The 24774-nt window shown below is 69.2% G+C and carries 18 protein-coding genes, 1 tRNA gene and 5 pseudogenes; 10 read left to right on the top strand and 14 right to left on the bottom strand.

Annotation, left to right across the window (positions count from 1 at the left end):
• Window positions 1-79: 79 nt before the first annotated feature.
• Window positions 80-927, top strand: a pseudogene (locus tag ACFU5K_RS15925) (helix-turn-helix transcriptional regulator).
• A gap of 116 nt (window positions 928-1043) precedes the next feature.
• Here the strand turns inward: ACFU5K_RS15925 and ACFU5K_RS15920 are convergent.
• Window positions 1044-2045, bottom strand: a complete 1002-nt coding sequence (locus tag ACFU5K_RS15920) for an RNA polymerase sigma factor RpoD/SigA (protein WP_384061374.1) — start codon at window positions 2043-2045, stop codon at window positions 1044-1046.
• Between the two features lie 150 nt (window positions 2046-2195).
• Between ACFU5K_RS15920 and ACFU5K_RS15915 the strand changes: the two genes are divergently transcribed.
• The gene (locus ACFU5K_RS15915; RefSeq protein WP_384061371.1) at window positions 2196-2774 is read left to right on the top strand and encodes a GNAT family N-acetyltransferase; all 579 of its coding nucleotides are present in this window, start codon (window positions 2196-2198) and stop codon (window positions 2772-2774) included.
• Here the strand turns inward: ACFU5K_RS15915 and ACFU5K_RS15910 are convergent.
• Window positions 2722-3504: a dioxygenase gene (locus tag ACFU5K_RS15910; RefSeq protein WP_384061368.1), complete on the bottom strand. Its 783-nt coding sequence runs from the start codon at window positions 3502-3504 to the stop codon at window positions 2722-2724. The two genes, ACFU5K_RS15915 and ACFU5K_RS15910, sit on opposite strands and share 53 nt — an antisense overlap.
• Window positions 3505-3699: 195 nt before the next feature.
• Here ACFU5K_RS15910 and ACFU5K_RS15905 point away from each other — a divergent pair, with 195 nt between their 5' ends.
• Window positions 3700-4212 (top strand): MarR family winged helix-turn-helix transcriptional regulator, encoded by a 513-nt coding sequence (locus tag ACFU5K_RS15905; protein ID WP_384061365.1) that lies wholly within the window; start codon window positions 3700-3702, stop codon window positions 4210-4212.
• A 66-nt stretch (window positions 4213-4278) separates the two neighbouring features.
• Here the strand turns inward: ACFU5K_RS15905 and ACFU5K_RS15900 are convergent, their stop codons facing one another.
• Together ACFU5K_RS15900 and ACFU5K_RS15895 are read right to left on the bottom strand one after the other, a co-directional pair.
• Window positions 4279-5808: an MFS transporter gene (locus ACFU5K_RS15900; RefSeq protein ID WP_384061362.1), complete on the bottom strand. Its 1530-nt coding sequence runs from the start codon at window positions 5806-5808 to the stop codon at window positions 4279-4281.
• A 217-nt stretch (window positions 5809-6025) separates the two neighbouring features.
• Complete coding sequence (locus ACFU5K_RS15895; RefSeq protein ID WP_384061359.1) at window positions 6026-6688, bottom strand: TetR/AcrR family transcriptional regulator; 663 nt, start codon at window positions 6686-6688, stop codon at window positions 6026-6028.
• Between the two features lie 270 nt (window positions 6689-6958).
• Here ACFU5K_RS15895 and ACFU5K_RS15890 point away from each other — a divergent pair, with 270 nt between their 5' ends.
• Window positions 6959-8236: a M6 family metalloprotease domain-containing protein gene (locus tag ACFU5K_RS15890; protein ID WP_384061357.1), complete on the top strand. Its 1278-nt coding sequence runs from the start codon at window positions 6959-6961 to the stop codon at window positions 8234-8236.
• Window positions 8237-8355: 119 nt separating this feature from the next.
• On the opposite strand, the gene ACFU5K_RS15885 is transcribed toward ACFU5K_RS15890, so the two are convergent.
• On the bottom strand, window positions 8356-10128 hold the full coding sequence (locus ACFU5K_RS15885) for a class I adenylate-forming enzyme family protein (RefSeq protein ID WP_384061355.1): 1773 nt from the start codon (window positions 10126-10128) through the stop codon (window positions 8356-8358).
• A gap of 237 nt (window positions 10129-10365) precedes the next feature.
• On the opposite strand from ACFU5K_RS15885, the gene ACFU5K_RS15880 reads away from it, so the two are divergent.
• A tRNA-Arg gene (locus tag ACFU5K_RS15880) sits at window positions 10366-10438 on the top strand.
• Between the two features lie 47 nt (window positions 10439-10485).
• Here ACFU5K_RS15880 and ACFU5K_RS15875 read toward each other — a convergent pair.
• The 4 genes and pseudogenes from ACFU5K_RS15875 to ACFU5K_RS15860 all read right to left on the bottom strand — a co-directional run bounded on the left by ACFU5K_RS15875 (window position 10486) and on the right by ACFU5K_RS15860 (window position 12647).
• A complete protein-coding gene (locus ACFU5K_RS15875) occupies window positions 10486-10989 on the bottom strand; it encodes a tyrosine-type recombinase/integrase (RefSeq protein WP_384061354.1) in 504 nt (167 codons plus the stop codon).
• Between the two features lie 341 nt (window positions 10990-11330).
• Window positions 11331-11597 (bottom strand): annotated as a pseudogene (locus tag ACFU5K_RS15870) (DUF2252 family protein); the annotation flags it as partial.
• A 193-nt stretch (window positions 11598-11790) separates the two neighbouring features.
• Window positions 11791-12204, bottom strand: a complete 414-nt coding sequence (locus ACFU5K_RS15865) for an SHOCT domain-containing protein (protein WP_384061351.1) — start codon at window positions 12202-12204, stop codon at window positions 11791-11793.
• 71 nt (window positions 12205-12275) lie between these two features.
• Window positions 12276-12647 carry a carboxymuconolactone decarboxylase family protein gene (locus tag ACFU5K_RS15860; RefSeq protein WP_384061348.1) on the bottom strand — a complete coding sequence of 124 codons (372 nt, stop codon included), beginning with the start codon at window positions 12645-12647 and terminating at the stop codon, window positions 12276-12278.
• A gap of 442 nt (window positions 12648-13089) precedes the next feature.
• Between ACFU5K_RS15860 and ACFU5K_RS15855 the strand changes: the two genes are divergently transcribed.
• The 4 genes and pseudogenes from ACFU5K_RS15855 to ACFU5K_RS15840 all read left to right on the top strand — a co-directional run.
• On the top strand, window positions 13090-13872 hold the full coding sequence (locus tag ACFU5K_RS15855) for a diacylglycerol/lipid kinase family protein (protein ID WP_384061346.1): 783 nt from the start codon (window positions 13090-13092) through the stop codon (window positions 13870-13872).
• A complete protein-coding gene (locus ACFU5K_RS15850) occupies window positions 13862-14395 on the top strand; it encodes a potassium channel family protein (protein ID WP_384061343.1) in 534 nt (177 codons plus the stop codon). Before ACFU5K_RS15855 ends, ACFU5K_RS15850 begins: the two co-directional genes overlap by 11 nt.
• A gap of 264 nt (window positions 14396-14659) precedes the next feature.
• On the top strand, window positions 14660-16003 hold the full coding sequence (locus ACFU5K_RS15845) for a hypothetical protein (RefSeq protein ID WP_384061341.1): 1344 nt from the start codon (window positions 14660-14662) through the stop codon (window positions 16001-16003).
• Window positions 16004-16220: 217 nt separating this feature from the next.
• Window positions 16221-16370: pseudogene (locus ACFU5K_RS15840) on the top strand (class II glutamine amidotransferase); the annotation flags it as partial.
• A 94-nt stretch (window positions 16371-16464) separates the two neighbouring features.
• On the opposite strand, the gene ACFU5K_RS15835 reads toward ACFU5K_RS15840, so the two are convergent.
• The 4 genes and pseudogenes from ACFU5K_RS15835 to xerC all read right to left on the bottom strand — a co-directional run.
• The gene (locus ACFU5K_RS15835) at window positions 16465-18081 is read right to left on the bottom strand and encodes an MFS transporter (protein ID WP_384061338.1); all 1617 of its coding nucleotides are present in this window, start codon (window positions 18079-18081) and stop codon (window positions 16465-16467) included.
• A 556-nt stretch (window positions 18082-18637) separates the two neighbouring features.
• Window positions 18638-18835 carry a hypothetical protein gene (locus tag ACFU5K_RS15830; protein WP_384061335.1) on the bottom strand — a complete coding sequence of 66 codons (198 nt, stop codon included), beginning with the start codon at window positions 18833-18835 and terminating at the stop codon, window positions 18638-18640.
• A gap of 113 nt (window positions 18836-18948) precedes the next feature.
• Window positions 18949-21648, bottom strand: a complete 2700-nt coding sequence (locus ACFU5K_RS15825) for a LuxR C-terminal-related transcriptional regulator (RefSeq protein ID WP_384061333.1) — start codon at window positions 21646-21648, stop codon at window positions 18949-18951.
• Between the two features lie 217 nt (window positions 21649-21865).
• Window positions 21866-22360: pseudogene (gene xerC, locus ACFU5K_RS15820) on the bottom strand (tyrosine recombinase XerC); the annotation flags it as partial.
• 1 nt (window position 22361) lies between these two features.
• Between xerC and ACFU5K_RS15815 the strand changes: the two are divergent.
• Window positions 22362-22454: pseudogene (locus tag ACFU5K_RS15815) on the top strand (ECF transporter S component); the annotation flags it as partial.
• Window positions 22455-22602: 148 nt separating this feature from the next.
• Here the strand turns inward: ACFU5K_RS15815 and ACFU5K_RS15810 are convergent.
• A partial coding sequence (locus ACFU5K_RS15810) for a hypothetical protein (protein ID WP_384061330.1) occupies window positions 22603-24774 on the bottom strand: 2172 nt, incomplete at its 5' end.

The raw sequence follows: 24774 nt of genomic DNA, 5'->3' as shown, positions 1-24774 counted from the left end.
TGCGGGGTGCGCCGTGCGTGCCGTCGTCGGGTTGCCCGATAGTCCGGAAAGCGGTCTGTAGGCGCGGCATCCTGGTCGCATGACGGACACCCCGGCACGCCTGCTGACCTTGCTTTCTCTCCTTCAGACGCCGAGGGAGTGGCCGGGCAGCGAACTGGCCGAACGACTGGGGGTCAGCCCGCGCACCATCCGCCGCGACGTCGCACGGCTCCGCGACCTGGGTTATCCCGTCGAGGCGTCGCGCGGATCGATCGGCGGCTACCGCCCGGTGGCGGGTGCCGCCATGCCTCCGCTGCTTCTGGACGACGAGGAAGCGGTGGTGCCGCTCACCCCCGTGGCGACGGCGCGACCATCGATCCGCGGACGCTCACGACGATCGCGTCGGCGGTCACCGGGCGGGAGAGGCTGCGCTTCGCCTACCGGGCGGGGGACGCCTCCGAGTCGAAGCGGCAGGTCGAGCCGTACAGGCTGGTGAGCACGGACCGGCGCTGGTATCTCATCGCGTACGACATCGGCCGTGAGGACTGGCGCACCTTCCGGGTGGACCGGGTGAGCGAGCCGTTCGCCACCGGGGCCCGCTTCCCCGCCCGGGAACTGCCCCGCGGGAGCGAGGACGCCGCGGAGTTCCTCACCCGCTCGATGTCCCGGACGCAGCCGGAGCTGCACCTCGACGTGACGTTCCGGGCCTCCGCGGAGTTCGTGAGGGCGCGGCTGCCCGCGACGCTCGGTGTGCCGGAGCCCTCGGGCGAGCACAGCTGCCGCCTGCGCGCGGGCTGCTCGGACTCCCTGGAGTGGGTGGGGCTGCGGCTCGCCCTGCTGGAGTGCGAGTTCCAGGTCCACGGTCCGCCGGAACTGGTGGAGGCTCTCGGCGTCCTGGGGGCCCGCCTGGTCCGGGCGGCGTCCGGCGCGGCCGTGGAGCGGACATGAATGAGCCCCGGCGCCGGGGGGGGGTGGGCGCCGGGACTCAGCTCATGGGACCGGAAAGGAGACCGGTCGTCGGGCCGGTGCGAACCGGCTTGATGGGGAGATTACGGGTTATCGGCTCACGCCGCAGCGTCAAAGCCCGTGTCGTGAGCCATTCGCTTCAATTCGAGTAGTGCGTGCTTCTCGATCTGGCGGATCCGCTCCCGCGTGAGGCCGTGCTGCTTGCCCACCTCGGTGAGCGTCCGCTCCCGGCCGTCCTCGATTCCGTAACGCATCCGGATGATCGAGGCGGTGCGGTTGTCGAGCTTGCCGATCAGGTCCTCGAGCTCCTCGCTGCGCAGCAGCGTCATCACGGACTGCTCGGGCGAGACGGCGGAGGTGTCCTCGAGCAGGTCACCGAACTGCGTGTCGCCGTCGTCGTCCACCGACATGTTCAGGCTGACCGGGTCGCGCGCCCAGTCCAGGACGTTGCTGACCCGCTCGGCCTTGGTGTCCAGCTCGGCCGCGATCTCCGCGTGGTCCGGGTCGCGCCCGTGCTCACGGTTGAACTCGCGCTGCACGCGCCTGATCCGGCCGAGCTCCTCCACGAGGTGGACGGGAAGCCGGATGGTGCGGGACTGATCGGCGATCGACCGGGTGATGGCCTGCCGGATCCACCAGGTGGCGTACGTGGAGAACTTGAAGCCCTTCGCGTAGTCGAACTTCTCGACCGCGCGCACCAGGCCCGCGTTCCCCTCCTGGATGAGGTCGAGGAGGGGCAGACCCGCCCTCGGGTAGCGCCTGGCCACAGCAACGACGAGCCGGAGATTGGACCGGATGAATACGTCCTTGGCGCGCTCGCTCTCGGCGACCAGCGCCTCCAGCTCCTCACGCGTCGCTCCGCCGGCATCGCTCTCCACCTCGCCGTCGAGGATCTGCCGGGCGAAGACGCCCGCCTCGATCGTCTGGGAGAGCTCGACCTCCTTGGCGGCGTCGAGCAGGGGTGTGCGAGCGATCTCGTCCAGGTACATGCCGACCAGGTCGCGATCGGCGATCTCCCCGCCCACGGCGCGAACACTGCTTGCCCGGTCGGTCCCGCCGGTGCTGGCGGACGAACGACGAGCGACGGCACGGGTTGCCATGCGAGCTCCCTTACTGAGTAGGTCGCGACACCCTTTCGGGTGCCCTGCATCCGATGGAAACAACGACTGGAATCCGGACAGAATTCCCACCGGGACCATTCACTTTTGAGATCATGCAGTACCCTGCCCGCCTCCACGGGAGGACACTTGGTGCGGATACCCGCAGAAGCGCTGGTCAGACCTGGCACAGAGGCCGACCTGGTGGCCCTTACGGACATCTACAACCATTACGTCCGCGAGACGGCGCTCACATTCGACACGGCCGCCTTCACCCCCGCGGAGCGACTGCCCTGGCTGCGCTCCCACCCGGAAGACGGTCCCCACCGCCTCCTGGTTGCCCAGGACCTCCGTACAGGTGGTAACGCCGATCGGGTCCTCGGTTATGCCACCAGCAGCCAGTACCGCCCCAAGGCCGCCTACAGCACCTCCGTCGAGGTGAGCGTCTACTGCGCGCCCGGCAGCACCGGCCGCGGCATCGGCACCCTCCTCTACAAGGCCCTGTTCGACGCCTTGGCGGAGGAGGACCTGAATCGCGCCTACGCCGCGATCGCGCAGCCCAACGAGGCGTCGGTCAGGCTGCACGACGCCTTCGGCTTCCGCCACATCGGCACGTACACCGAGGTGGGCCGCAAGTTCGGGCGCTACTGGGACGTCTCCTGGTACGAGAAACCGCTGCTCAGCCGAACTGCACCGACCGCTTCGCCAGCCCCATCCAGAAGCCGTCGATGACGCTGCGCCCCTGATCGAGCTCACCCTCGGCGGCCCCGAGCGTGACGAACAGCGGAGCGAAGTGCTCGGTGCGGGGATGGGCCAGCCTCCCGGCCGGCGACTTGCGCTCGAAGTCGAGCAGGGCGTCCACGTCCTGCGCCCGGAGCGCCCGGTCGCCCCAGTCGTCGAACTCCGCCGACCAGCCGGGAGTGCCGCCGCCCTGGTGCCGCAGGGCGGCCAGGTTGTGCGTGAAGAACCCGCTGCCGACGATGAGCACGCCTTCGTCCCGCAGAGGCGCGAGCTTTCTACCGATGTCCATCAGCTTCCGCGGGTCCAGCGTCGGCATGGAGACCTGGAGCACGGGGATACCGGCGTCCGGGAACATCTCGACCAGGGGCACGTACGCCCCGTGGTCGAGCCCGCGGTCCGGGATGTCCTGGACGGGCGTCCCCGCGGCGCGCAGCAGCTTGCGGACGTCCTGCGCGAGCTTCGGGGCGCCCGGCGCGGCGTACCTAACCCGGTAGTAGTGCTCGGGGAATCCCCAGAAGTCGTAGACCAGCGGCACGGTCTCGGTGGCGCCGATGGCGAGCGGGGCCTCCTCCCAGTGCGCGGAGACCATCAGGACGGCCTTGGGGCGGGGCAGCCCGGCCGACCAGGCCGCGAGCTCACCCGGCCACTCGGGGTCGTCGGCGAGCGGCGGGGCACCGTGCGAGAGGTAGAGGGCGGGCATCCGGTCCACTGCGGCTGTCATGGCACTCCCATTCCGCTGCCGCCGACCGAGGTATGCGTGTTCTCCACAGTGACCGGGGACAGACATCGACAGACATCTGCGGCCGCGCCGGGAATTCGGCAGATCGACCCATCGGGGCGACACCTTGAAACTTCAAGTTCCTACTCCCCGAGACCTTAGCCTCACCTAGTCAAACTTTCAAGAAAAGGTCGTACAGTGGCGCACATGACCACGGCACCCACCGGCGAGCCCCACTGGCTCACCGACGAAGAGCAGGGCGTGTGGCGCGCCTACCTCCATGCCACCACGCTCATGGAGGACCATCTCGACCGCCAGCTGCAGCGCGACGCCGGGATGCCGCACATCTACTACGGGCTGCTCGTCCAGCTCTCCCAGGCGCCCCGGCGGCGCATGCGCATGACCGAGCTGGCCAAGGACGCCAAGATCACTCGCTCCCGGCTCTCGCACGCGGTCTCTCGGCTCGAGAAGAACGGCTGGGTCCGCCGCGAGGACTGCCCCTCGGACAGGCGCGGCCAGAACGCCGTGCTCACCGACGAGGGCCACGAGATGCTGGCCCGTTCGGCACCGGGACACGTCGACGCGGTGCGCCAGGCGATGTTCGCCCGCCTCACCCCCGAGCAGGTGAAGAGCCTCGGCGAGATCATGCAGGTCATCGCCGCAGGCCTGCAGCCAGAGGGTGCGGACGCGGATCTGCCCTGGCTCCGCTGAGCGGAACCAGGGCAGATCCGGGGACTGCAGCCGCCGGGCATCACGCCCGGCGGCCCTTCACCGGGGTCAGTGCGCGACGACCGGGATCATGAACTCGTCCTCGACGCCGTCGGCGTTCTCTCCGGAGCCGCCGGACGCGCCGGCCTTTCCGGTACCCGGGCGCCCGGTGTTGATCAGCACCACCGCGATCGTCGCGGCGACGACGAGGATGCCGACCGCCCACCAGATCGCGCTCGCGAAACCGGCGACCGTGGCCTGCAGCTGCAGCAGCTTCGGGTCCGTGGCACCCGCGACGTGGTCGGCGACGTACGCGCTGGTGGCACCGGCCGCGATCGTGTTGAGCAGCGCCGTGCCGATGGCACCGCCGACCTGCTGCGAGGTGTTCACCATCGCGGAGGCCACACCCGCGTCGCGCGGCTGGATACCGTGCGTGGCGAGCGACATGGCCGGCATGAAGGCCGAACCCATACCCAGGCCGAGCAGCAGCTCCCCCGGCAGGATGACGCCCGCGTACGAGGTGTCGATGTCCAGCTGGGTCAGCAGCAGCATGCCGACGGCGGCCACCAGGAATCCGGGCCCCATCAGCAGCCGCGGCGGGACCCTCGTCATCAGCCGCGCGCCGATCTGCGTGGACCCGGTGATCATGCCCGCGATCATCGGCAGGAAGGCGAAGCCGGTCTTGACCGGGGTGTAGCCCTTGACCAGCTGCAGGTAGTAGGTGAGGAAGAGGAACAGCCCGAACATCGCGATGATGGCGAGCCCCAGCGAGAGGTAGACGCCTCCGCGGTTGCGGTCGGTGACGACGCGCAGCGGCAGCAGCGGCGACTTCACGCGTGCCTCGGTGAGCACGAAGGCGCCCAGCAGCACACCGGCGGCGACGAACATGCCGATGGTCAGCGAGTCCGACCAGCCGGCCGACTCGGCGCGGGTGAAGCCGTAGACCAGCGAGACGAGACCCAGCGTGGACAGGACCACGCCGGGGATGTCGAGCGGCGAGCGGTTGCGGCTGCCGGAGGGCTCACGGATGACGAGGTAGGCACCCGCGGCGGCGGCGATCGCGAACGGAACGTTGACGAAGAAGGTCCAGCGCCAGTTGAGGTACTCGGTCAGGAAGCCGCCCAGGATCAGGCCGACCGCGCCACCGCCACCGGCGATGGCACCGTAGATGCCGAAGGCCTTGGCCCGCTCCTTGGCGTCGGTGAACATCACCGCGAGCAGGGAGAGGGCGGCCGGCGCCAGAAGCGCACCGAACAGACCCTGCAGGGCACGGGAACCGAACAGCATGGCCTCCCCCTGGGCCACACCGCCCAGCGCGGAGGCCGCGGCGAAGCCGAGCAGGCCCACCACGAACGTGCGCTTACGGCCCCAGAGGTCGGCTATACGTCCGCCGAAGAGCAGGAGCCCACCGAACGCGAGCGCGTAGGCGGTGATGACCCACTGCTTGTTGCCGTCGGAGATGCCGAGGTCCACCTGCGCGGAGGGCAGTGCGATGTTCACGATGGTCGAGTCGAGCACGACCATCAGCTGGGCGAGGGCGATGAATGTCAGCGCTTTCCAGCGACTGGGATCTGGAAGGACGTCGACTGTTTTCGACATGGATGAGGCCACCTAAGGACGCGAAGGATCATGAAGTCGTGAGGTCGTGAAGTGAGTCGTGAAGTCGGCCACGGGGCCGCGGAAGGGCCGCTTACGTAGCCGGAAGAAGGCAAGTGGCGCGGGCGGCCCGACCTGTCGGTCAGGCCCGGCCCGCTTCATAAGGGCGGTATCGGCCTCTGTGGGCGCGTCGGTCTGTGCGTTGTCCGGTGCGCGGGCATCAGAGCCCGCTGCGCAGGTCCTCCAAGGTCATCGCCGATCCGGACAGTTCGGACCGGGCCGGGAGCTCCAGCCCGTCCAGGAAGATCTGCAGGTGGCGGTGGGTGAACCGGTCGATACGCAGGCAGGCGGTGCCGGGCAGTGGCCGGGTGAGCTGGGAGAGGGCGACGAGTACGTCACCGACGGCGATGTCGGTGCGCAGCCTCCCTGCGGTCATGGCGCGCGCCACCAGCCCTTCGACGGCCTGTTCGAGGCGACGACGCTCGGCGAGCAGGTCTGGGTGGTCGTTGTCGAAGGCGCCCGTCAGCATGGGACATAGGGCGCCGATCCGCTCGTCCGCCGCGTCGTGCACGAAACGGCTGAGCGCTGCGAACGCGTCGGACTCGGCCGCGACGGCCTCCTCCGCACGATCGGCCGTGCGGGAGGTGACGGCGAGGACAACCTCGTGGATCAGGGCGGCGCGATCGGGGAAGTTACGGTAGAGCGTGGCGTTTCCGACTCCCGCACGCCGTGCGACGTCGTCGAGCGGCACATGCGGCCCGAACTCGACGAACATCTCCCGAGCGGCCGACACGATCAGCTCCCTGTTGCGCAGTGCGTCGGCCCGCGGGCGGGTCGTACGGCGGCCTACGGCAAAGTCGGCGGTTTCGACGGCGGTCCTCACGACGGCGGCCCTTCTTCCGGTATGTGGCGATCCCTGGGACACAACCGGGGAGCGATTCCCCGCTTGGCGGGGACACAGGTTCAAACGGGGATAGGGTCCCCGGTTATTTCCCGCACATTTGTGACCTGCATCACGTGCTACGGAAGTGGGTCCGGGCCGAAAACCCCTCCATCGGCGCACCCAGCGAGCGGTACGACACGACCCGGCACAGGCTGATCGCCAGAGTGCAGCCAGGGCCGGCCGGCTGCCGCGGACCCGAAGGCGACGCCCATGCAGCAGCCCCGCCACCGGATACGCGCCCACCGACGGCCTCTCGCACTTGCCGGAGCGACCGCACTGGTGATCGCCACGATGGCGTCGGCCAGCTCCAGCCTCCCCATCGCCAGCCGCGCCTCCGCCGGACCGGTGGCCGCGCCACGGGGCCCCGGTCTCGCACCGTGCCGAATAACCACGACCATGGGCGTACAGATGTCGGAGGGCATACCGACACCGCCGGGATACGCACGTTCCACCGGCCGGATCAAGGCCCTGAACCTGATGATCGACTTCTCCGACGCGCAGGCGACCGAGCCCGCCGCGGACCGGCTGGCGGAGTTCTTCCCGCAGACCAGCGACTGGTTCAGCACCAGCTCCTACGGCCGGCTGACCTACGTCCCGGAAACACCCGTCGCCGACTGGCTGCGCATGCCGCTGCCGTTCGCCGAGTACGGCATCGAGCGGGGATCACCCTATGAACCGGGCTACCGCGAACTCGTCAAGGACCTCGTGAGCGTCGCCGACCCGAAGGTCGACTTCTCGGCGTACGACCTGATCAACGTGCTGGTCACCCCCAACGCGGGCCCCTCCGCGCTGGACACCGTCCTGTCGGTGACCTTCTCCGGCAACGACGACGCGCCCCTCGCCGACGGAGTCCCGCTCGCCAACACGTCCTTCGTCTACAGCCGCCAGGACGACGGTTCGGGGTCGTACCCGGAGACCGGCTACCGGGTCCTGCCCCACGAGAACGGCCACGTCTTCGGACTCCCCGACCTCTACACGATGGAGGGCGGGGGCTCCGTGGGGCACTGGGACATCATGTCCGAGGACTGGGGCGCCAACAACGACCTCCTGGGCTGGCACAAATGGAAGCTCGGCTGGCTGGACAACGACCAGGTCAGCTGCGCCGCCATGCCGGGAACCAGCGAGCACACGCTCGGACCGCTGGGCACCTCGGGCGGCCCCAAACTGGCCTTCGTGCCGCTGACCGCGCAGTCCGGTTACGCCGTGGAGGTGCGGACCCCGGAGGGCAACGACGAGGCGGTCTGCCGGCCCGGTGTACTGATCTACAAGGTGAGTTCGGACGTGGACACCGGCCAGGGCCCCGTCTCGGTCGCCGACAGCACCGAGGACAGCGGCGGCTGTACCCGGCGCCCCAACGTCCACGCCGAGCTCTCCGACGCCCCGTTCGAACCGGGCGAGACCTTCACCGACCGGGCCAACAACATACGGATTTCCGTGATCGCCAAGGACGACGACGGGAACTACCGGATACGGGTCACGCGGCCCTGAACACTCACGGTGTTCAGCGCGACGCGGTCACCCGCCCTGAACGCTCAGGCTTCGTCGCGCAGGCACCCGTGCCCCACGCGCTCACGCCTTCCCGCGCGGGCGCCCGGCCGCTCGGCCCCTCACGCCTGCCCCTCGACCATCCCGCGCAGCTCGCGCAGTTCCCGCTTGAGGATCTTGCCCGTCGCGTTCCGGGGCAGCGGCTCCCGCGACACCAGCACATGGGCCGGGACCTTGAACGAGGCGAGGCTCCGGCCGACGTGCGCCCGCAGTGCGTCCGCCGTGACCTCGGCGCCCGGTCGCAGCCGGACGACCGCCGCCACCTCCTCCCCCAGCACCGGATGCGGAACGCCGAGCACCGCCGCGTCCTCGACGTCGGGGTGGTCGTGCAGGGCGGCCTCGACCTCCACGCAGTACACGTTCTCGCCGCCCCGGACGACCATGTCCTTGATGCGGTCGACAACGGCCACCAGGCCCTCCCGCGCGACGGCGAGATCACCGGTACGGAACCAGCCGCCGGCGAACGCCCGAGCCGTCGCAGCCTCGTCGCGCCAGTACCCGCGGACGAGTGACTGGCCCCGCAGCCACAGCTCCCCGGCCTCACCGTCGGGGACCGGCTCCCCCGCGGGGTCCGCGATCCGTACCTCGGTGACGGGTGTGGGCGTACCGACGCAGTCGGGGTGGGCCCGGTAGACGGCGCCGAAGTTGGCCAGCACACCACCGCTGGTCTCGGTCAGGCCGTACCCGTTGCGCGGCTCGATCCGCTCGCCGTACCGCGCCGTCAGCCGGGCGACCAGGTCCGGTGGCGCCGCGGCCCCACCGGTGTTCAGCCCCTTCAGACTCTCCAGGCCGTCACCCGCGCGCTCGGCCGCCGCGAGCAGCTGGAGGGCTGTGGCCGGAACCCCCGCGTAGTGCGTGACCTCGTGCCTGCGGATCAGGCGCAGGGCCTCCTCGGCATCCCACTTCGGCATCAGGACGAGCGTGCCTCCTGTCGCCATCGCCGAATAGAGGCTGGTGAACGCGGCCACGTGGAAGAAGGGGAAGGTCATCAGCGTGACCGGCGCGGGCCCCTGGCCGGGGACGACTCCCCGGGCGAGCGCGGAAACCGCCGCCTGGTAGCGCGGGTTGAGAGCGGCGCCGGCCTGGGCGAGGTGGGTGGCCACGGCACCCTTGGGACGGCCGGTGGTACCGGAGGTGTAGATGATCGTGGCATCGTCCTCGGGCCGGATCTCCACCTCGGGGGGCGCCTCCATCGGATCGGGCTCCGGCAGATCCGCGTACCGCTCGGCCCTCTCGGGCAGCGTGCCATCCGCGCCGTCGTCATGGAAGACGACGAAACGTGCCCCCGCCGTCGTGCCCCACGCGGCCACCTTCGGCAGCTGCTCCCCGTCGACGAGCAGGACGCGCGGCTCGCAGTCGTCGAGGGCGTAGGCGTACTCGGCCTCGGTCCACCAGGCGTTGAGCGGTACGGCGACGAGACCGGCCAGCTGCACCGCCCAGAAGGCCACCTGCCACTCGGGGTGGTTACGCATGGCCACCACGGCCCGGTCACCGGGGTGCAGCCCGTACGTCTCGGTGAGCCGCCGCGCCAGAGCCGAGGCGGCGGCGAAGAACTCGCCGTACGACCAGACGCGTTCATCCGACAGCAGGAACGGCTGGTCTCCGAACGCCCAGGTGGCCTCCACGAACTCCAGCAGCGTGCGCGGCCCGTTGACGTACACGAGAGGTCCGTGCTCGGCGCGGGCAACGGCGAAAGGGCCACCGGGTGCGGTCAGGGACCTCTCGATGCGGGCACGGGCGCGGCCTGCGGGATCTTCGGCAGGAGTGGAGTGGCCGGGCCGGCCGACGGAATCGGGGTCCGGAGGGAGATGACGGCTGGGATCGGTGTGCGGCACGTACGGCCTCTCCACGGCAGGCTCAGCGACCCGGCGACGCTATGGCCCGCACCTGACGGGCGTCAACCGGCCGCCGGGGCGGGCGCTCCCCGGGCCCCCGTTCGCCACCTCACCCCACCACCAGGACCACCGGGTTTCCACCGCATGGCGCGCGGGAGGGGAACCCCAGGTAGGGACCTCATCCCACCCGCTACACTGACGGCGGTGGCCCAGTCCTCGCGGACCGGATCATCGAACGCCTTCGTAGCTCAGGGGATAGAGCACCGCTCTCCTAAAGCGGGTGTCGCAGGTTCGAATCCTGCCGGGGGCACAGCGCGTTGCGGCTCTGACCTGGGGTTTCTCCCCCAGGGAGGGCTCTTACTCGGCCTCGGACTTCTCGTCCGGGGCCGTTTGCGTGAGCGGTGCGTGAGCGGACGGGGAGTTGATCTCCCGGATTTTCCCCAACGGATCAACACCATCCGGCACGAAATCCCTGTCGGCAGACTCCGCGTCGTCGGGCTCGCTCTCCGCTTCGGGAGCGGTTTTCTCAGGGGTTGTGCGCGCTCGCGGCACGAGCCGAGCCGCAGCCTCCGCGATCGCCAGATCCGCCCCGGGGAGCAGGCTGGTGTACGTGTCCGACGTGATGGTGATCGAGGAGTGGCCGAGCATCTCCTGGATGTCCTTCAGGCCAGCACCTGCTGCGTGAGCCAGAGTCGCGGCACCGTGACGGAGGTCGTGGAGCCGGACCGGCGGAAGGCCGATCTCCTCACACAGTTCGATGAATCGTCGTGTGACGTGGGCGGGGTGGAGCAGAGGCGACGGCACAGCCGTCGCATGCAAGCGAATGGCGTCGATCGTCTCGACGAGCTGGTCACGCAGCATCTGGCACAGTGCGGCCCGCCCCTCTAGTGCCCAGGCCGGTCCGTTCGAACCACTCATACACACCTCCGCCGGCCAGCCCTGCCCCGGCCGTTGTCCTTCAGACGCGTCGTGCCGTCCGCAACCATCGAGGCACCACTCGCAGCAGGCCCCCCTCACGCTGCAAAAGGCGCGATGTCACAACGGCAATGTTCGCCGGGGAGACGGTGAGGTAATAACAACGCATTTACGGTGCTGTACCGCCATACCGTCCCCAACGATGCCGCCTCCCTCCGGACGGCCCGCCGAACGGGTGACTTCTACCGCTGCCCTCCGCTCGTGGGTAATGTCGGGGAGCTTTCCTGCGTGGCGCCGCACAGCCGACCGAACGGACGTAGCCCCTTCGGCGACATGTCCTCGGCCACGGCTCTTCCGGTCAGTCCCGCAACTGGCGTATGCAGAAGTCCCGCCGCTTGCCGTCCAGTCCCGTGACACACTCCCAGCCCAGGAAGATGTCGCTGGCGGCCTGCATGAGCCGCTGACCGGCGACCACGCGCTCGCCCTGCCTGCTGAACGAGTTGCCTCCCACGTAAGGCGGCCAGAACCGACTCGTCGGCTTCCTTGGCCTGGAGCCTGCCTCTTTCGGCGTTCGGGAGCAGATTCTGGGGCAGGACCAGCAACGGGCACCGTGGGAGGCAGACGTACTGCGGGGCGTCATCAGACACTCGGGCGCCGCCCCATGGGTACCGTTCGGTACCCGGTCGGTCTGCTGACCGACCCGAGGCGGCGCCCACGGTAGCCCGTGCCCGGACGGGCACGCGCGGGTCAGTGGAGGACTTTTTCCTTGGCACGGCGGTACTCGTCGTCGGTGATCTCGCCCCTGGCACGGATCTCGGAGAGCCTGACGAGTTCGTCCGCCTTGCTGGTGCCCGCGCTGCCGACGGTCTCGCGGATGTACCGCTCCGTCTGCTCCTGCTTGGCCCTGGCGTGACTCTGCTCGCGCTTGCCCATGTCCTTGCCCCGGGCGATGACGTAGACGAAAACGCCCAGGAATGGGAGGACGATGGTGAAGATCAGCCATCCGGTCTTGGCCCATCCGCTCAGGTCGTCGTCACGGAATATGTCCATGACGACGCGGACGAGCAGGACGAACCATATGACCCACAGGAAGAACCACAGGATCGCCCAGAAAGCTCCCAGAACTGGGAAGTCGTAGGCCAGATTCACGCTACTGTTCATCGCTTCTCCTGGTGTCGTCCGTTAGGAACAACGGCGGACCTGCCCGTGTCCCACCTGAAGGCGGGCGGGGCTCACGGGCGGTCCCGGTCGCTTTGCCGCAACTGGTCCTCGGTGCTGATGTCGAGTCCGAACGCTTCGCCGATGGCGCGTGCGGCGGACACGACCCGCGCGCTGCCCACCACAGGCGCGATCGCCACGAGCGTTCCCTGGATCTTCTCCAGCGGCACCCCGACTTCCGCGGCGGTGCCGATGTTGAGGAGATAGGAGGGTGCGGAGGCGTCCATGGCCACCAGGGCGGCGATGCGCGCGAGAAGGTATGCCTCCTCGTCCAGCCCGGAACGTTCGAACGTGTCGAGGGTCATCTGGACGAGCGTCTCAAATACGGGGGCGTCCGCTTCGGCGAGGGCGGTGACGCCTTCGGCGCCTGTCTCTTTCTGGGCCATGGGTCAAGTTCCCTTCTGGGCGTGGTGTCGTGCACCTTCATGACAGCGTGGTCCGCCGTGGAGTGCCTCACCCGGAAGGGGTGATCGTCCGGTCGTCCGCAGCCGAATTCCGCAGTGCCTCGGAGGCTGCGGTGCGGAGCGGCTGCCAAAGTGCCACCGACATGCTCGGCTGCTCGGCGAAAGCGGTTGTGCGCAGAACTTGCGCCGACGTCCCGACACGCGGCGTACTGCCTCGCCTACCCGCCACCAGAATCCTGCGCAGGCGAACGACTCTGATCGCCGGAGGCCGCCATGGGACCTGCTGCCACACCTACCCACAGACACGAGGCCCGTTCGGCCTGTGCGAGGGGCGCTCCGTGCGGAGGTCCCCCAGTGCGGGTGATGTCAGTCCGGAGCGCCCACGGTGACATGGAGGAGTACACCCGCCCTGTGGGAGGCCGACATGTCCAAAAGCCGTTTCGTGCTCGCACCACGCTGGGTCGCACGCGTGGCTGTGACGGGGGGCATCGGGGCGATCGTCGTGCTGCTGTTCGCCGGGCTCGACAGCCTGCTGCTCCTCCTCGTGGGCGCAGCCGGGCCAGCGCTGACGGCGGCGGGCGTGTGGTGGGACGGCGTCGAGCTCCGCGTCGACCTGGGTGTCATCAACGACCGGGTATTCGTCAACAACGCGTCGTTCGGCGCCTACGCCTCCGTCGTGCGGAGCCCCGCCTACCGTAACGACAAGGTTGGCACCCCCCTGCGGATCCTGCCCGATCTGCTCGCGCACCGGAACGGCCCGCGCCTGGGCATGCGTGCAGGGGGCGTGACCGTCGAGCAGCCGCAGGCCGTACTGGTCAGCAACAACCCGTACCGGACATACGACCCGGCGGGTCTGGGCCACCGGGAGCGGCTGGACTCCGGTGTTCTCGGGGTGCTGGGCGTCAAGGTCGGCAGTGCGGCGCAGGCGGCGAGGGTGCTCTGCGGCCCCGGGGCGCCCGGGCTCGCTCAGCTGACCGCTTGGGAGGTCGTCATCGAGGCCGATGCCGACGCGATCCCGGTCGGCGTGGACGGCGAGGCCCTCAACCTGTCGACCCCGGTCCGGTGCCGGATCCGCCCGGGCGCTCTGCGCGTGCGGGTTCCCCGTGACCGCCCCGGCGTGCCGCGCAGCAAACCTCCGATGATCTGGAACCGGGTGCGGCGGCTGGGCCTGACAGCAATCCGGAAGGCTGAGGAACATGAAAAGTGACCGTGCAGAACCTGGCCCGCGCACGGCCTTGCCGACAGTGGCGCGGGCGATCGTTGTATCGGCCGGGCTGGTCGTCGCCTACTACACGCTGCCCATGGACACGCGGTTCGACGGCGGAACGGTCACCGGTCTCGTCGTTGGTCTGATCGGGGTGACGGCGCTGTTCCTCTGGCAGGTTCGTGCGATCGCCCGTTCCCCGCGTCCTGAGCTGCGGGCCGTGGAATCGCTCGCCGCCGTCGTCCCCCTGTTCGTACTGCTCTTCGCCACCTCGTACTTCTTGCTGGAGCGGGCCACACCCGGCAGCTTCACCGAGCCCCTCACCCGCACCGACGCCTTGTATCTCGCGCTCACCGTGGTGAGCACCGTCGGCTTCGGTGACGTCACCGCACACACCGAGACGGCACGCGTCATGGTGATCATCCAGATGGTCGGCGGGATCCTGCTGGTGGGGGTCGCTGCCCGGGTGGTGGTCAAGGCCGTCGAGGCGGGCCGACGCCGACAGGACTCGAAGAAGCATGACTGAACTGTGCGGCTGACGTCCGCGCCTTCCACGACCGCTCCGGCCCACGGCCATGGAGCGTGCGTCCGCACGGAACCTTCGGCAGTTGAGATGTACGAGGCCCGTACCTGCGCCCGGCCTGCAAGGATCCGGCCTTCGCAGCGGCGCGGCAGTACCGCCGTGGGTGAAGTGACCGTGTCTCGCCCGTACGGCCCGCCCGGGCGTGCCATACCGCCCTGCCTCGGTGGAAATGGGGGCAGGCCAATCCCTCATTTCCACGGAGTCTCCATGCCCAGTCCACACGAGCGGTCCGAGCCGGACGCAGCCTCGCGGGACGTCACGCGTGATGCGTCGGGGGGCGGGCCCAAGCGCGGCTTGGGGTGGGTGGGGATCATCAGGAACATCAGCTCAGCCGTACTCATCGTGCTCACCTGCATCCTGGTGCCGGTCGCACTGCTCACAGTCTGGGTGCACGACATCGCGCTGGACACGGACCGATACGTGTCGACGGTCTCGCCGTTGGCTTCGGAACCCGCGATCGAGGACGCGGCGGTGAGGCGCATCACACAGGCCGCCGACGTCCGGGTGGACGGCACCCAGGTCACGTCCGACATCGCCGCCTGGCTGCAGTCCCAGGGGCTGCCACCACGCGCCGCCGAGGCATTGAAGGGGCTGGGGCCGCAGCTCGACTCCGCCATCAACGACACGGTCGAGAAAGTGGCCACGCGCTTCGTGGAGAGCGACCGCTTCGAGCAGATCTGGACGAACGCCAACCGGGCCGCCCACACCGCGGTCGTGGACGCGCTCACCGGCGAGGGCCGCGGCGCCGTGGGGGTGAACGGCGGAACGGTCGCCCTCGACGTCGGCGAAGCCGTCGACCAAGTCAAACAGGAGCTCGTGGACGCCGGCCTGTCCCCCGCCTCCAAGATCCCCGAGGTTGACAAAGAGCTTGTGCTATTCCAGTCCGACCAGCTGGAAAAGATCCGCGACGGCGCCCGCATGCTGGACACGATCGGGAACTGGATGCCCGTGATCGTCGTGCTCATCGGCGCAGCCGGTGTGCTGCTGGCCCACCGACGACGCCGGACCCTGGCCCGTACCGCTCTCGGCTCCGCCGTCGCCTGCCTGATCGTGGCCATCGTCCTGGTCGTCGCCCGCCGCTACTACCTGGACCACCTGCCGCCCAAGGTCCTGTCGGAGGCCGCCGCGGCGGCTGCGTTTGACACCCTGCTGAACTTCTTGAAGGTCAGCCTGCGCACGGCGATCGTGCTCGGTATCGTCACCGCGCTCGGCGCCTATCTGGTCGGCCCCGGACGACTGCCGCTCGCCGTCAGGGGCACCTCCGACCGCGCCGCGGACTCCGCCGCGCGGTGGGCGAACGGTCACCACATCCGCACCGGCCGGATGGGCACCTGGACCCAGGCCCATCGCCGGTGGACCACGCTGGGTCTCCTCCTGATCCTTGCGCTGATCTTCGCCTTGTGGAACCATCCGACGGCTCTGACCATCCTGCTGCTGGTCGTCGTCCTGCTGGTCCTGCTCGCCCTGCTCGCTCTCCTTGCCGCCTCCGGCCGTGCCGAGGCCGGCGACGCGGAGCGGGTGGGACCAAGCCGCCAGGAAAACGACTACTGATTCCGTCCTGCGGACGACTGATTCCCCGGCCGTGGGGGTTTCTCGCGGGCCCGCCAGCGGTCGGCAAGCCAGACGTCACTCACCTGGTCCTGGGTGATGCGCAATCCACTCGGCGAGGCCATGTGGAGACGACGCGTCGCGCAACCGCCGCAGCCGCATCTCCGTCGAGGGACGCCTACGCCGCAGGGTGGGGTCTAGACACAAGGGAGGCTGGCCGATGTGCCGGTGGCTCGCCTACACAGGAACCGCTGTCCTGCTTGAGACCATGCTCTACAAACCGGTCCACTCGCTGATCGACCAGAGCCTGCACTCGCGGATGGCAGTCGAGGCGACAAACGGCGACGGGTTCGGCGTCGGCTGCCGTGGCAGCGCAAGGATTCTCCGGCCTCGGCGTTGGCCCTTCCGGGCCTTCTTCGTCGGAGCGGTGAGCAAGGAGAGCATGTACCCCAGCCGTCATACGGCTATGGCCTCGCCGATCGGGGCTGGGTGGTCGGGATCCGTGAGGTGAAGAACATCGCGAGGAGCGCGGCGAGGGCGAGGATGGCGACTGCGGCACGCAGACCGTCGATCCTGGCATCTTCGTTCGCGTCGAGTGCCGCTTGAGTCACCTCCTTGCTCGTGCCCGCTTCGTTGAGCGCGGATTCGAGCTGGGCGTCCGACAAGAACGGCACGCCGCTTTCGAGTTCGACAGTCGCCTGGCTCTTGACCTCGGACGGGATCGCCGGATTCTCCTCAACGTTGGCGAGGAAAGACGTCGTCATCACCGCGATCAGGATCGACCCAGCGAGCGCCGTGCCGATCGAGGCCCCCAGATTGGTGACGGAGTTCTGGACGCCGCCGACTTCCGCGCTCTGCGCTTCCGGCACCGCGGACACGGTGACCGACCCGAGCTGGGACGCCAGCGCCCCCATGCCCAGCCCGATCAGGAGCAGGGGGATGGTGACGATCTCCGCGCCGGCGTCCACGTGGAGCGCGGCCATCAGAACCAGCGCGCCCGCAAGCAGCGCGAGGACCCCGAGCCGCACCACTCGCCGCGGCGAGACGTCAGGGAGGTAACGGGGGATCAGGATGGCTGCGGCCAGCAGTGTCAGGGAGAGCGGCAGGAGGCGGGCCCCGGTCTTGAGCGCGGACAGGCCCAGGGCGACCGAAAGATAGAGCGGTACGACGAAGAAGACGCCCATCTGAACGAGGTACTGGAAAAAGAACATCGTCAGTCCGCCGGTGAGCTGCTTGTTCTGCAGCATGGCCGGGTCGACGAGTGGTTCCCTGTGCCGCTCCACCATGCGGGCCTCCCAGCCGAGGAAGAGCCAGATCAGCAAGAGGCCGCCCAACACCAGCCACACGACCAGCGAGATCCCGAGCCATGAGGGCGCGTCGGGCTTCGGCTGGAACCAGCCCCATTCGTCGGAGCGGAGCACGCCGTAGACAAAGACCCCGAGCCCTGCCGCGGACAGAACGGCGCCGACAAGATCGATGCGAGCTCGTTCGCCGACCGGCGCGTCGGCGACACGGCGGGCGAGCACCAAGATGCAGAGCACCACCAGGACCTCTCCGGCGAACACCCACCGCCAGGAGAAGTACGTCGTCGCGACACCCCCGATGAGCGGCCCGACCGCGATTGCCACGGCCCCCGCGGCGGCGACGAGACCGTAGGCGGCGGGACGGCGCTCGGTCGCGAAGTTGCCTGCCACGAGCGCCACGATCGCAGGCATGATGAGTGCCGCTCCGATCCCCTCGAGGAACGACCAGCCGATCAGCAGCACAGTCAGGTTCGGTGCGAGCGCCGTGGTGAGCGAACCGCAGCCGTAAATGACGCAGCCGATCATGAACGCGCGTTTGCGGCCGATGAGCGCCCCTACCTTGCCACCGGGGATCATGAACATGGCCATCACGAGGGTGTAGGCCGTGATGGCGCCTTGGACACCCGTCACCGTGGTGCTCAGGTCCTCGGCCACCGTCGCGATCGAGACGTTCATGACCGAGCTGTCGAGCGCCATCAGGAACTGACCCGCCGCGAGTGTCAGCAGAACGGTTCGCGCCTTTGCCGGACTCTTAGCTGTCTTTGTCCCGGTTACCATGCGCGTATCGTCCCAGCCGCCTAGGAGAACGGGCTCCGACCCGCCCTGGGGTCGACCGGTTGGCGCAGTTGACGTGGAGCGGGGGTTCTCATCGCGGGAGAGAGCCGAGGGGCAGCTTCACGCCAGCAGAGGACATGGCCACTGGGTACGCTCACCACTCATCGGCTGCTTTTCCTCGCCCCTGGGCCCGTCTTGTCATCGATGTGCGGCCGTACCCACGACCGAGTGGGAAGTCCGCAGCCGGATCGGGGCCGCCTGCCCCATGCAGGCTTCGATCGCCCTCGTTCCGGGGCATGCAGGCGCTCGGCGAACCTGCGGGGGGCGCTGCGACACCCCGAGGCGCGAAGAGGTCCCGGCGTTCGCGAACTTCCTGCATCAAAGAATGGTGGCGGCAGAGGTGGGCACTCAGCCCGGGAACGCTGAGCCCAACACCTGCTTGGCGCCATCGGCGACCGGTCCCACAGCCCCTCGATGGTGAGGACGGACGCGGGTGGTCGGCTGGCACGTCGGACCCGCCGTGGCAAGTCGATGGTCACTCCCGAGGATCCCTGTCAGCTCAGGGGGTGATTCTGCGCATCTCCACCACGTGCAGGCCCAGCGACTGGAAGCGTGCGAGCAGCCCGTAGAGATGCGCCTCGTCAGTGACCTGTCCGAACAGCAGGGTCTGTCCGGACACGATGCAGCTCTCCAGCTCGGGAAACGCGTTGGTCAGCGTCCTCGACATCTGTCCCTCGACGCGGATCTCGTATCGCATGAGCGCATCCCTCGCAGGTCTGGTCCCTCCGTGCCCTCGATACTCATGCTGTGCTGTCGCACGAAGCGGTACATCACCCTGCCCGGGTGACATCGGCCGATCGCCCGAGGGCGTCACAGCATGTGGAGCTCCCGGGCCCGGCGCACCGCCTCACGCCGCCGGGTCACCGCGAGTTTGCGGTAGATGTTCCGCAGGTGGGTCTTGACCGTGTTGACGGACAGGAAGAGCTCGACGGCGATCTCCTCCGTCGACATCATCTGCGCCAGCAGGACCAGGACCTCGTGTTCGCGGTCACTGAGCGGATCAGTCATGGGAACGAAGGCGTCCCCGTTCGTGTGCACCGCACGTGGCTCCGCGACGAGACCGGCCGGAAGCCAGTCATGTGCCTGCCCCAGAACAGACGGGCGGTCGAGCAGCCCCCGAAGCCATGGGCCGGCCTCCAGGAACGGACGCACCAGGCGCTCGGGGCGGGCGGCAGCCAGGGCGCGGGTAACAAGGCGATGAGCCGTAGCCTCGTGGCCCAGCATGCAGGCTGCCTCGGCCCGCACCAGCAGGATCCGGACGATGACGGCTGGTCCCTGGCCTTCGGAGCTGCGCAAGGTGCCGAGGAGGGAACACGCCGCTTTCCCGTCGCTGGCTGCCATCCGGGCACGAGCCAAGGCGATCACGCACTCCGGTCCGGTGCCCGACCACCCGTCCAGAGCCTCATCCGCTGCCTGCGGGCACCCCAGGGCCGTGTGCGCGGCGGCCATGGACAGCGCCACCTGCGCGTCCACCCACGGTGAGGGGATCTCGGTGGACGGCACCTCCTGCATGTCGTCCAGAACGCGGAGGGCCTTGGCGGGGCTGCCCCCGGCAAGCAGCAGACGCGAGTGGACGACGACCAGCCATGACGCAATGATCGGATCACGTGTGCATGCGGGAGGAAGGGTCGCGCGGTGGAGACGCGCCCGGGCGGTGGCGAGATCGTCGCGCTCTGTCTCGACGGCCGCCAGCACCAGTTCCCCCAGCGAGGTGCGCGCCGAGGGTGGCATGCCGGCCCGCTCGGCGTCCGTGATCGCCCGCCGCGCGAGGGCCTCGGCCCGCCCCGGCCATCCCTCCAGGAAGTTGATCAGGGCGAGCCGCTCCAGGGACTCGTGCTGGGGCAGGACCGTCGAGGGGCCGTCGGTCGCCTCCACCGCAGCGGTCAACTCCGCGCGGGCCGCGCCGAAGCGTCCTGCCCACAGCTGAGCCGATCCCTGAGCGGCGAGCCTCAGCGCCCGCATCTCTGGATGCGCCGCCAGACGCTTCGAGAGGACCCCCGGTGTGTCGAGTTCCGCGGCTCGTCGGGCAGCGGTCTCGGTCATGTCCGGCGAGCCGAGGAGCCAGCCGACCAGCACGCGCAGCAACGCGCAGCTCAGGTGGGCGGCCGACGCGCCCTGTGCCTCGATCGGGGGCAGGTTCTCCTCGGCCCGGCCCAGGTCCGCAAGACCTCGGTCGATGTCGGACCGAGCGAGTGCACAGGCTGCGCGAACGAGGTCGGCGGCCAGGCCCGGGGTGTCCGGCGGCATCCTGGTGAACAGCTCGCCGAGACGGTCCGCGTCCAGTCCCGCGAAAATCTGCCCGATCGCCAGGTCGTCGACGAGCCGATCAGCCGCGAACATCCAGTCACTGGCGTCGGCGGCGTGTGGCAGAGCCTCCGTGAGCAGTCCGGCGTCGCTCAGCCATCGGGCGGCCGTGCCGTGCAGCTCATGTTCAAGCCCGGGGTGCCTGGTGTTCAGGTGGGCGCGCAGGATCTCGGCGAACAGCGGATGAAGCCGGTACCACGAGTGGCCGATCGGCTCGACGAACGCGTTCATACGCTCCAGCTCTGCCAGAACGAGAGCGGCGTCGTCCCGTCCGGTGAGTGCGTTCGCCAGACCGGGATTGGTCCGCTCGCAGATACTGGTCCGCAACAGCAGGTCCTGGCACGCATCCGACTGGGTTTGAAGCACCTCTGCCAGCAGGAAGTCCGCGACCGTGCTCTGCCCTGTCTCGAAGTCCTTCAGGAACCTTTCCGGGTCGTCCGCCTGCTGCGCCGCGAGAACGCACAGCCGTAGCCCCGCAGCCCACCCACCGGTCCGTTCGGTGAGACTACGGGCCGCCTCGTCCGAGAGGGACATGCCATGGCGACGCGCGAGCTCGGCCGCCTCATCGGGCCGGAATGCCAGGTGGGCACCGCGCACGTCAGTCATTTCGCCTGCGGCGCGATACCGGTGCAGCGGCAGCAGAGGCTCATTCCGGCTGACCAGGATCAGGCGCAACCCCGCGCCCGCGTGGTGGAGCACGAACTGCAGCCCCTCGGCGACTTCCGGCGCGGACGCCCGTTCCAACTCGTCGAGAACGAGGATCACCGGCTCGGTCCGGCTGTTCAGGTAGGCCGCGAGCCGGGACAGGAGCGAGTCGTCGACCTCGTCGGGGCAAGCAGGAACGCCGATGGCGTCGGGAAGTGCGACCCTATGGTGACGCAGGGCCTCAAGTACGTAGGCCCAGAAGTTCCCCGGGGCGTTGTCGGCGGACTCGACGGTCAGCCACACCACCGGGCCCGGCAGATCCGGTGCGGTGGCCAAGTCGGCGACCAGCAACGTCTTGCCCGCGCCCGCCGGGCCGTTGACCAGCACCAAACGGCCCGGACCTGCCAGGGACCGGCTGAGTCGCTCGGCCAAGCGGGGCCGCTCAATGAACGTCTTCGGCACGCGGGGGACGGCGAACCGGGCAGCGAGAACTGGATCGCCGTTCGGCATCAGGGCCCCGGCGGCGCCTTCGCGGGCAGAGCCGCTGGATGCGGAGGGCATGACACCAACCACACTGACAGAGCTGCCTTCGGAGTCAAATCGGAAGGAACTGGGATTCACGTCGGTGCCGCGTAGGAAACATCGACGCCGGCCGGGATCACCAGAACACCCACGCGAGGGTTGGAGTCGTCGCCGAGCGTCCCCCTCGACCATGCCGAGGCAACGCCCCCACCACTCTCATGCGTGAGCGATGCGTGCGCGATGCGTGAGCGGAGGAGCCGCCCTCGGACCATGTGACACCCGTATCGGCGAACGTCTCCCGCTGCTTCAGCCGGTGCCAGCGCAGCGGTGCGACGCACAGGGCGGGCATCGGCACGACCCTGCGTCGCCTGGTCTTGGGGTCGTCGTCGTACAGCGTGCCCCGGCGGCGCTGGGTCTGGTGGCGGACGTGCAGCACCCGGTTGTCCAGGTCCACGTCCGTCCAGCGTAGGCCCACCAGTTCACCGCGCCGCAGTCCCATGCAGATGGCCAGCATGAACGCGGCGGACAGCGGGTCACTGCGCGCGGCCTCCAGGAAGGACAGGGTCTCCTTCAGTGACCACGGGCTGATCTCCCGCTGCTTCACGCGGGGCGGCTCCACCAGGGAGGCGACGTTGCGCGTGATCAGCTCCTCAAGGACGGCCGCCGTGAGCGCGGTACGCAGCACTCGATGGGCTTCCTTCGCGGTGGCCGCTGTCTGGGCGGCCTGTACCCGGGCATGAACCGGCCGCACGCCTCTCCGGGAGCGGTGGCACCGCTACCTCGTGTTCGACCTCGCCACCTCCCTCGACTGGGACACCGGGCGATCAGTCACCAACTTCGCCTGCGAGCCCTGTCGACCGGCCAGGTGGCACATGAGATGACCGAGTTCTTCCCCAGCGACGCGTGATCGCGGCAGGGACGGCGAAGGCCCTGGCAGGGACCTGAGGTGTTCGGAGTCCGGTGGCCAGGGCCTTCCCATGCGCGGGTCCGCCGTCAGCGCACGTCGACGAAGTCGCCCGCCGCCGTGGCCGGCGGGGTCGACACTGTGCCGGCGAAGGAATAGCGCCAATACCCGTCGACCGACGCCTTCACCGTGGTCTTGAGGTTTCCTACGCCGTCCGTCTTCACCGTCTTCACCGTCGTGTAGGCCGTCGTCCCGTTCTTGCGGAACTGGAGCCGGACCGGCTGGGCGGAGTAGCCGTGGTAGCCGCCCGTTTCCCAGTTGGCGCGTGAGAGCTTGCCGGTGACGGTGATCGTCTTGCCCTTCACTACGGGTTCCGGCGCTGCGTTGGCGGTGAGAGCCGAGTCGCGCTGGATATTCACCGACGCGGCGGCGTGCAGGTCGGTGAGACTCTTGCCGTCCGCCGACTCTGCCCAGGCCGCAAGTTTCCAGGTGCCGGCCAGCGCGTTGCGACCGAGGGTCCAGCGGGGAGCGATGTAGGCGAAATGGGTCTCGCACGAGGAGCTGGTCGCGCCGGCCTTGGTGCAGGTCGCCGGCCAGGAACCGTAGAGCACCCCGTCCGGGGCGTCGTACGAGCCGTGGTAGAGGTACATGTCGCCGCTCGCGATGCCCGCCGAATCCGTGGCGGTGAATGTCGCCTTGAAGTCCTGCAGCGGCTGGTCGGACAACTCGACCGCCTTACCGCCGTTGACCACGATCTTCGAAATCCGGGTGGAGCCGACCGTCTCGTCACCCTGGGTACCCGGCCCCGCGAAGGCGCGCTCGATGGTGCGACGCAGGCTGCCGCCCTGGTCGTCGGTGGCGGTGACGCGCAGGGAGACGTGGGCCGCGGTGGCGGGAACCGTCAGGGACGCTGTCCCGCCGGTGTGCGGCAGTGAGTTCCATGTCGAGCCACCGTCGATGGAGTACTCGATGCCGGTGACCGACGCCGCTGCCGAGGGCGCGCGCGAACTGGCGGTGGCGGTGACGGTGACCGGGGTGGTGGTGGCGGCACGATTCGCGGCGTTGAGTCCGGTGAGTTCCACGCGGGTGTCGATCAGCGGCACTGCGATCGCCGAGGAAGCGGTGCGGGATGTGAACATCCACTCGCTGCGCACCATCGTGGACAGCTTCCGGTACGGCACGCGGTGGCTGATCGTCTGTTCCAGGGCGTACGTCCTGGAACCGGAGGGAACCTGAGCCGTCAGGGGCTGGTTGATCGCAGCACCGGTGGTCTCCGCGTAGGTCACGCCGTCGCTTGTCAGCCGGTAGGAGACCGCAGAGCGGGTGTCGTAGCCGAGGTGTCCCGCGGCGTCGCCGAGACCGCCTGATTCGTTCAGCCTGAGGGTGTCGCCCCGCCGCTGGGACCCTGCGCCCTCGGTCCTGAGCGGTTGCAGCGGCGCTGCTCCGACGGTCTCCGCGGGCGCCGTTCCGGCGGCCAGGGTGCGGGGCGGGAGTTGCAGGGAGTAGTCGCCGGTTCCATAGGAGAGCGACCTGCTGTAGGAGACGCCGGGCGTGACGTACTCGGTGACCGCGTCCGCCACGGGCACGGCCGAGCCGACATAGACGCCGGTCCACTCCCCGACGTCCGGGACCGTCTGCAGCACGGCGGTGGTCCGGGTGCCTGGGGCATTCACGCGGGTGATCGTCTTCGCGAGCGAGGCCCGCTTCACCGACGCGTACGGAGCGGTGGGCACCGTGTTGTGGAAGGTGCGCGTGAGGTCGTACCGGAAGGGGCTCGGGGTGCTCGCCGTGCTGCTCTTGCGGCTGAGCACGTCGTGGATCCGCAGAGCCGCACCGGGCTGCGAGAACGGAGTGACGTACACCTTGTCCGCACCCGACCCGGCGAATCCGGCGAGCTGGTTCCCCGGCACCGAGATCCATACAGCGGAGGATTCACGGGTGGCAGTAGTGTCGTCGACCCGGATGCCGGTCTCTTTCGCCGCACGCTCGTCGAAGGAGACCGTCGTGGCCGCCGTGCCGACTTTGAAGGAGCGGGTCAGGAGGTAGGACGGGCGCTGCCAGTCACTGTGCAGCGCCACGGAGAAGTAGTCGCCCGGCGGAAGCTTGACGGATGCGGACGAGCCGATGCCGTCGCTGTCGACGGCGTACGAGGTCCAGGTCTTGCTGCAAGACCGCGAAGTTTGCTGATCGGCGGGGCTGTCAAGGGGTGATTTGTGCTGGTGGGAGGGTCTGGACGCACGACGGGACCCCTGACGATGGTG

Source organism: Streptomyces sp. NPDC057428 (assembly GCF_042803195.1).
In the GTDB taxonomy this organism is placed as follows: Bacteria; Actinomycetota; Actinomycetes; order Streptomycetales; family Streptomycetaceae; genus Streptomyces.
This window is presented reverse-complemented; position numbering and strand designations above follow the sequence as displayed.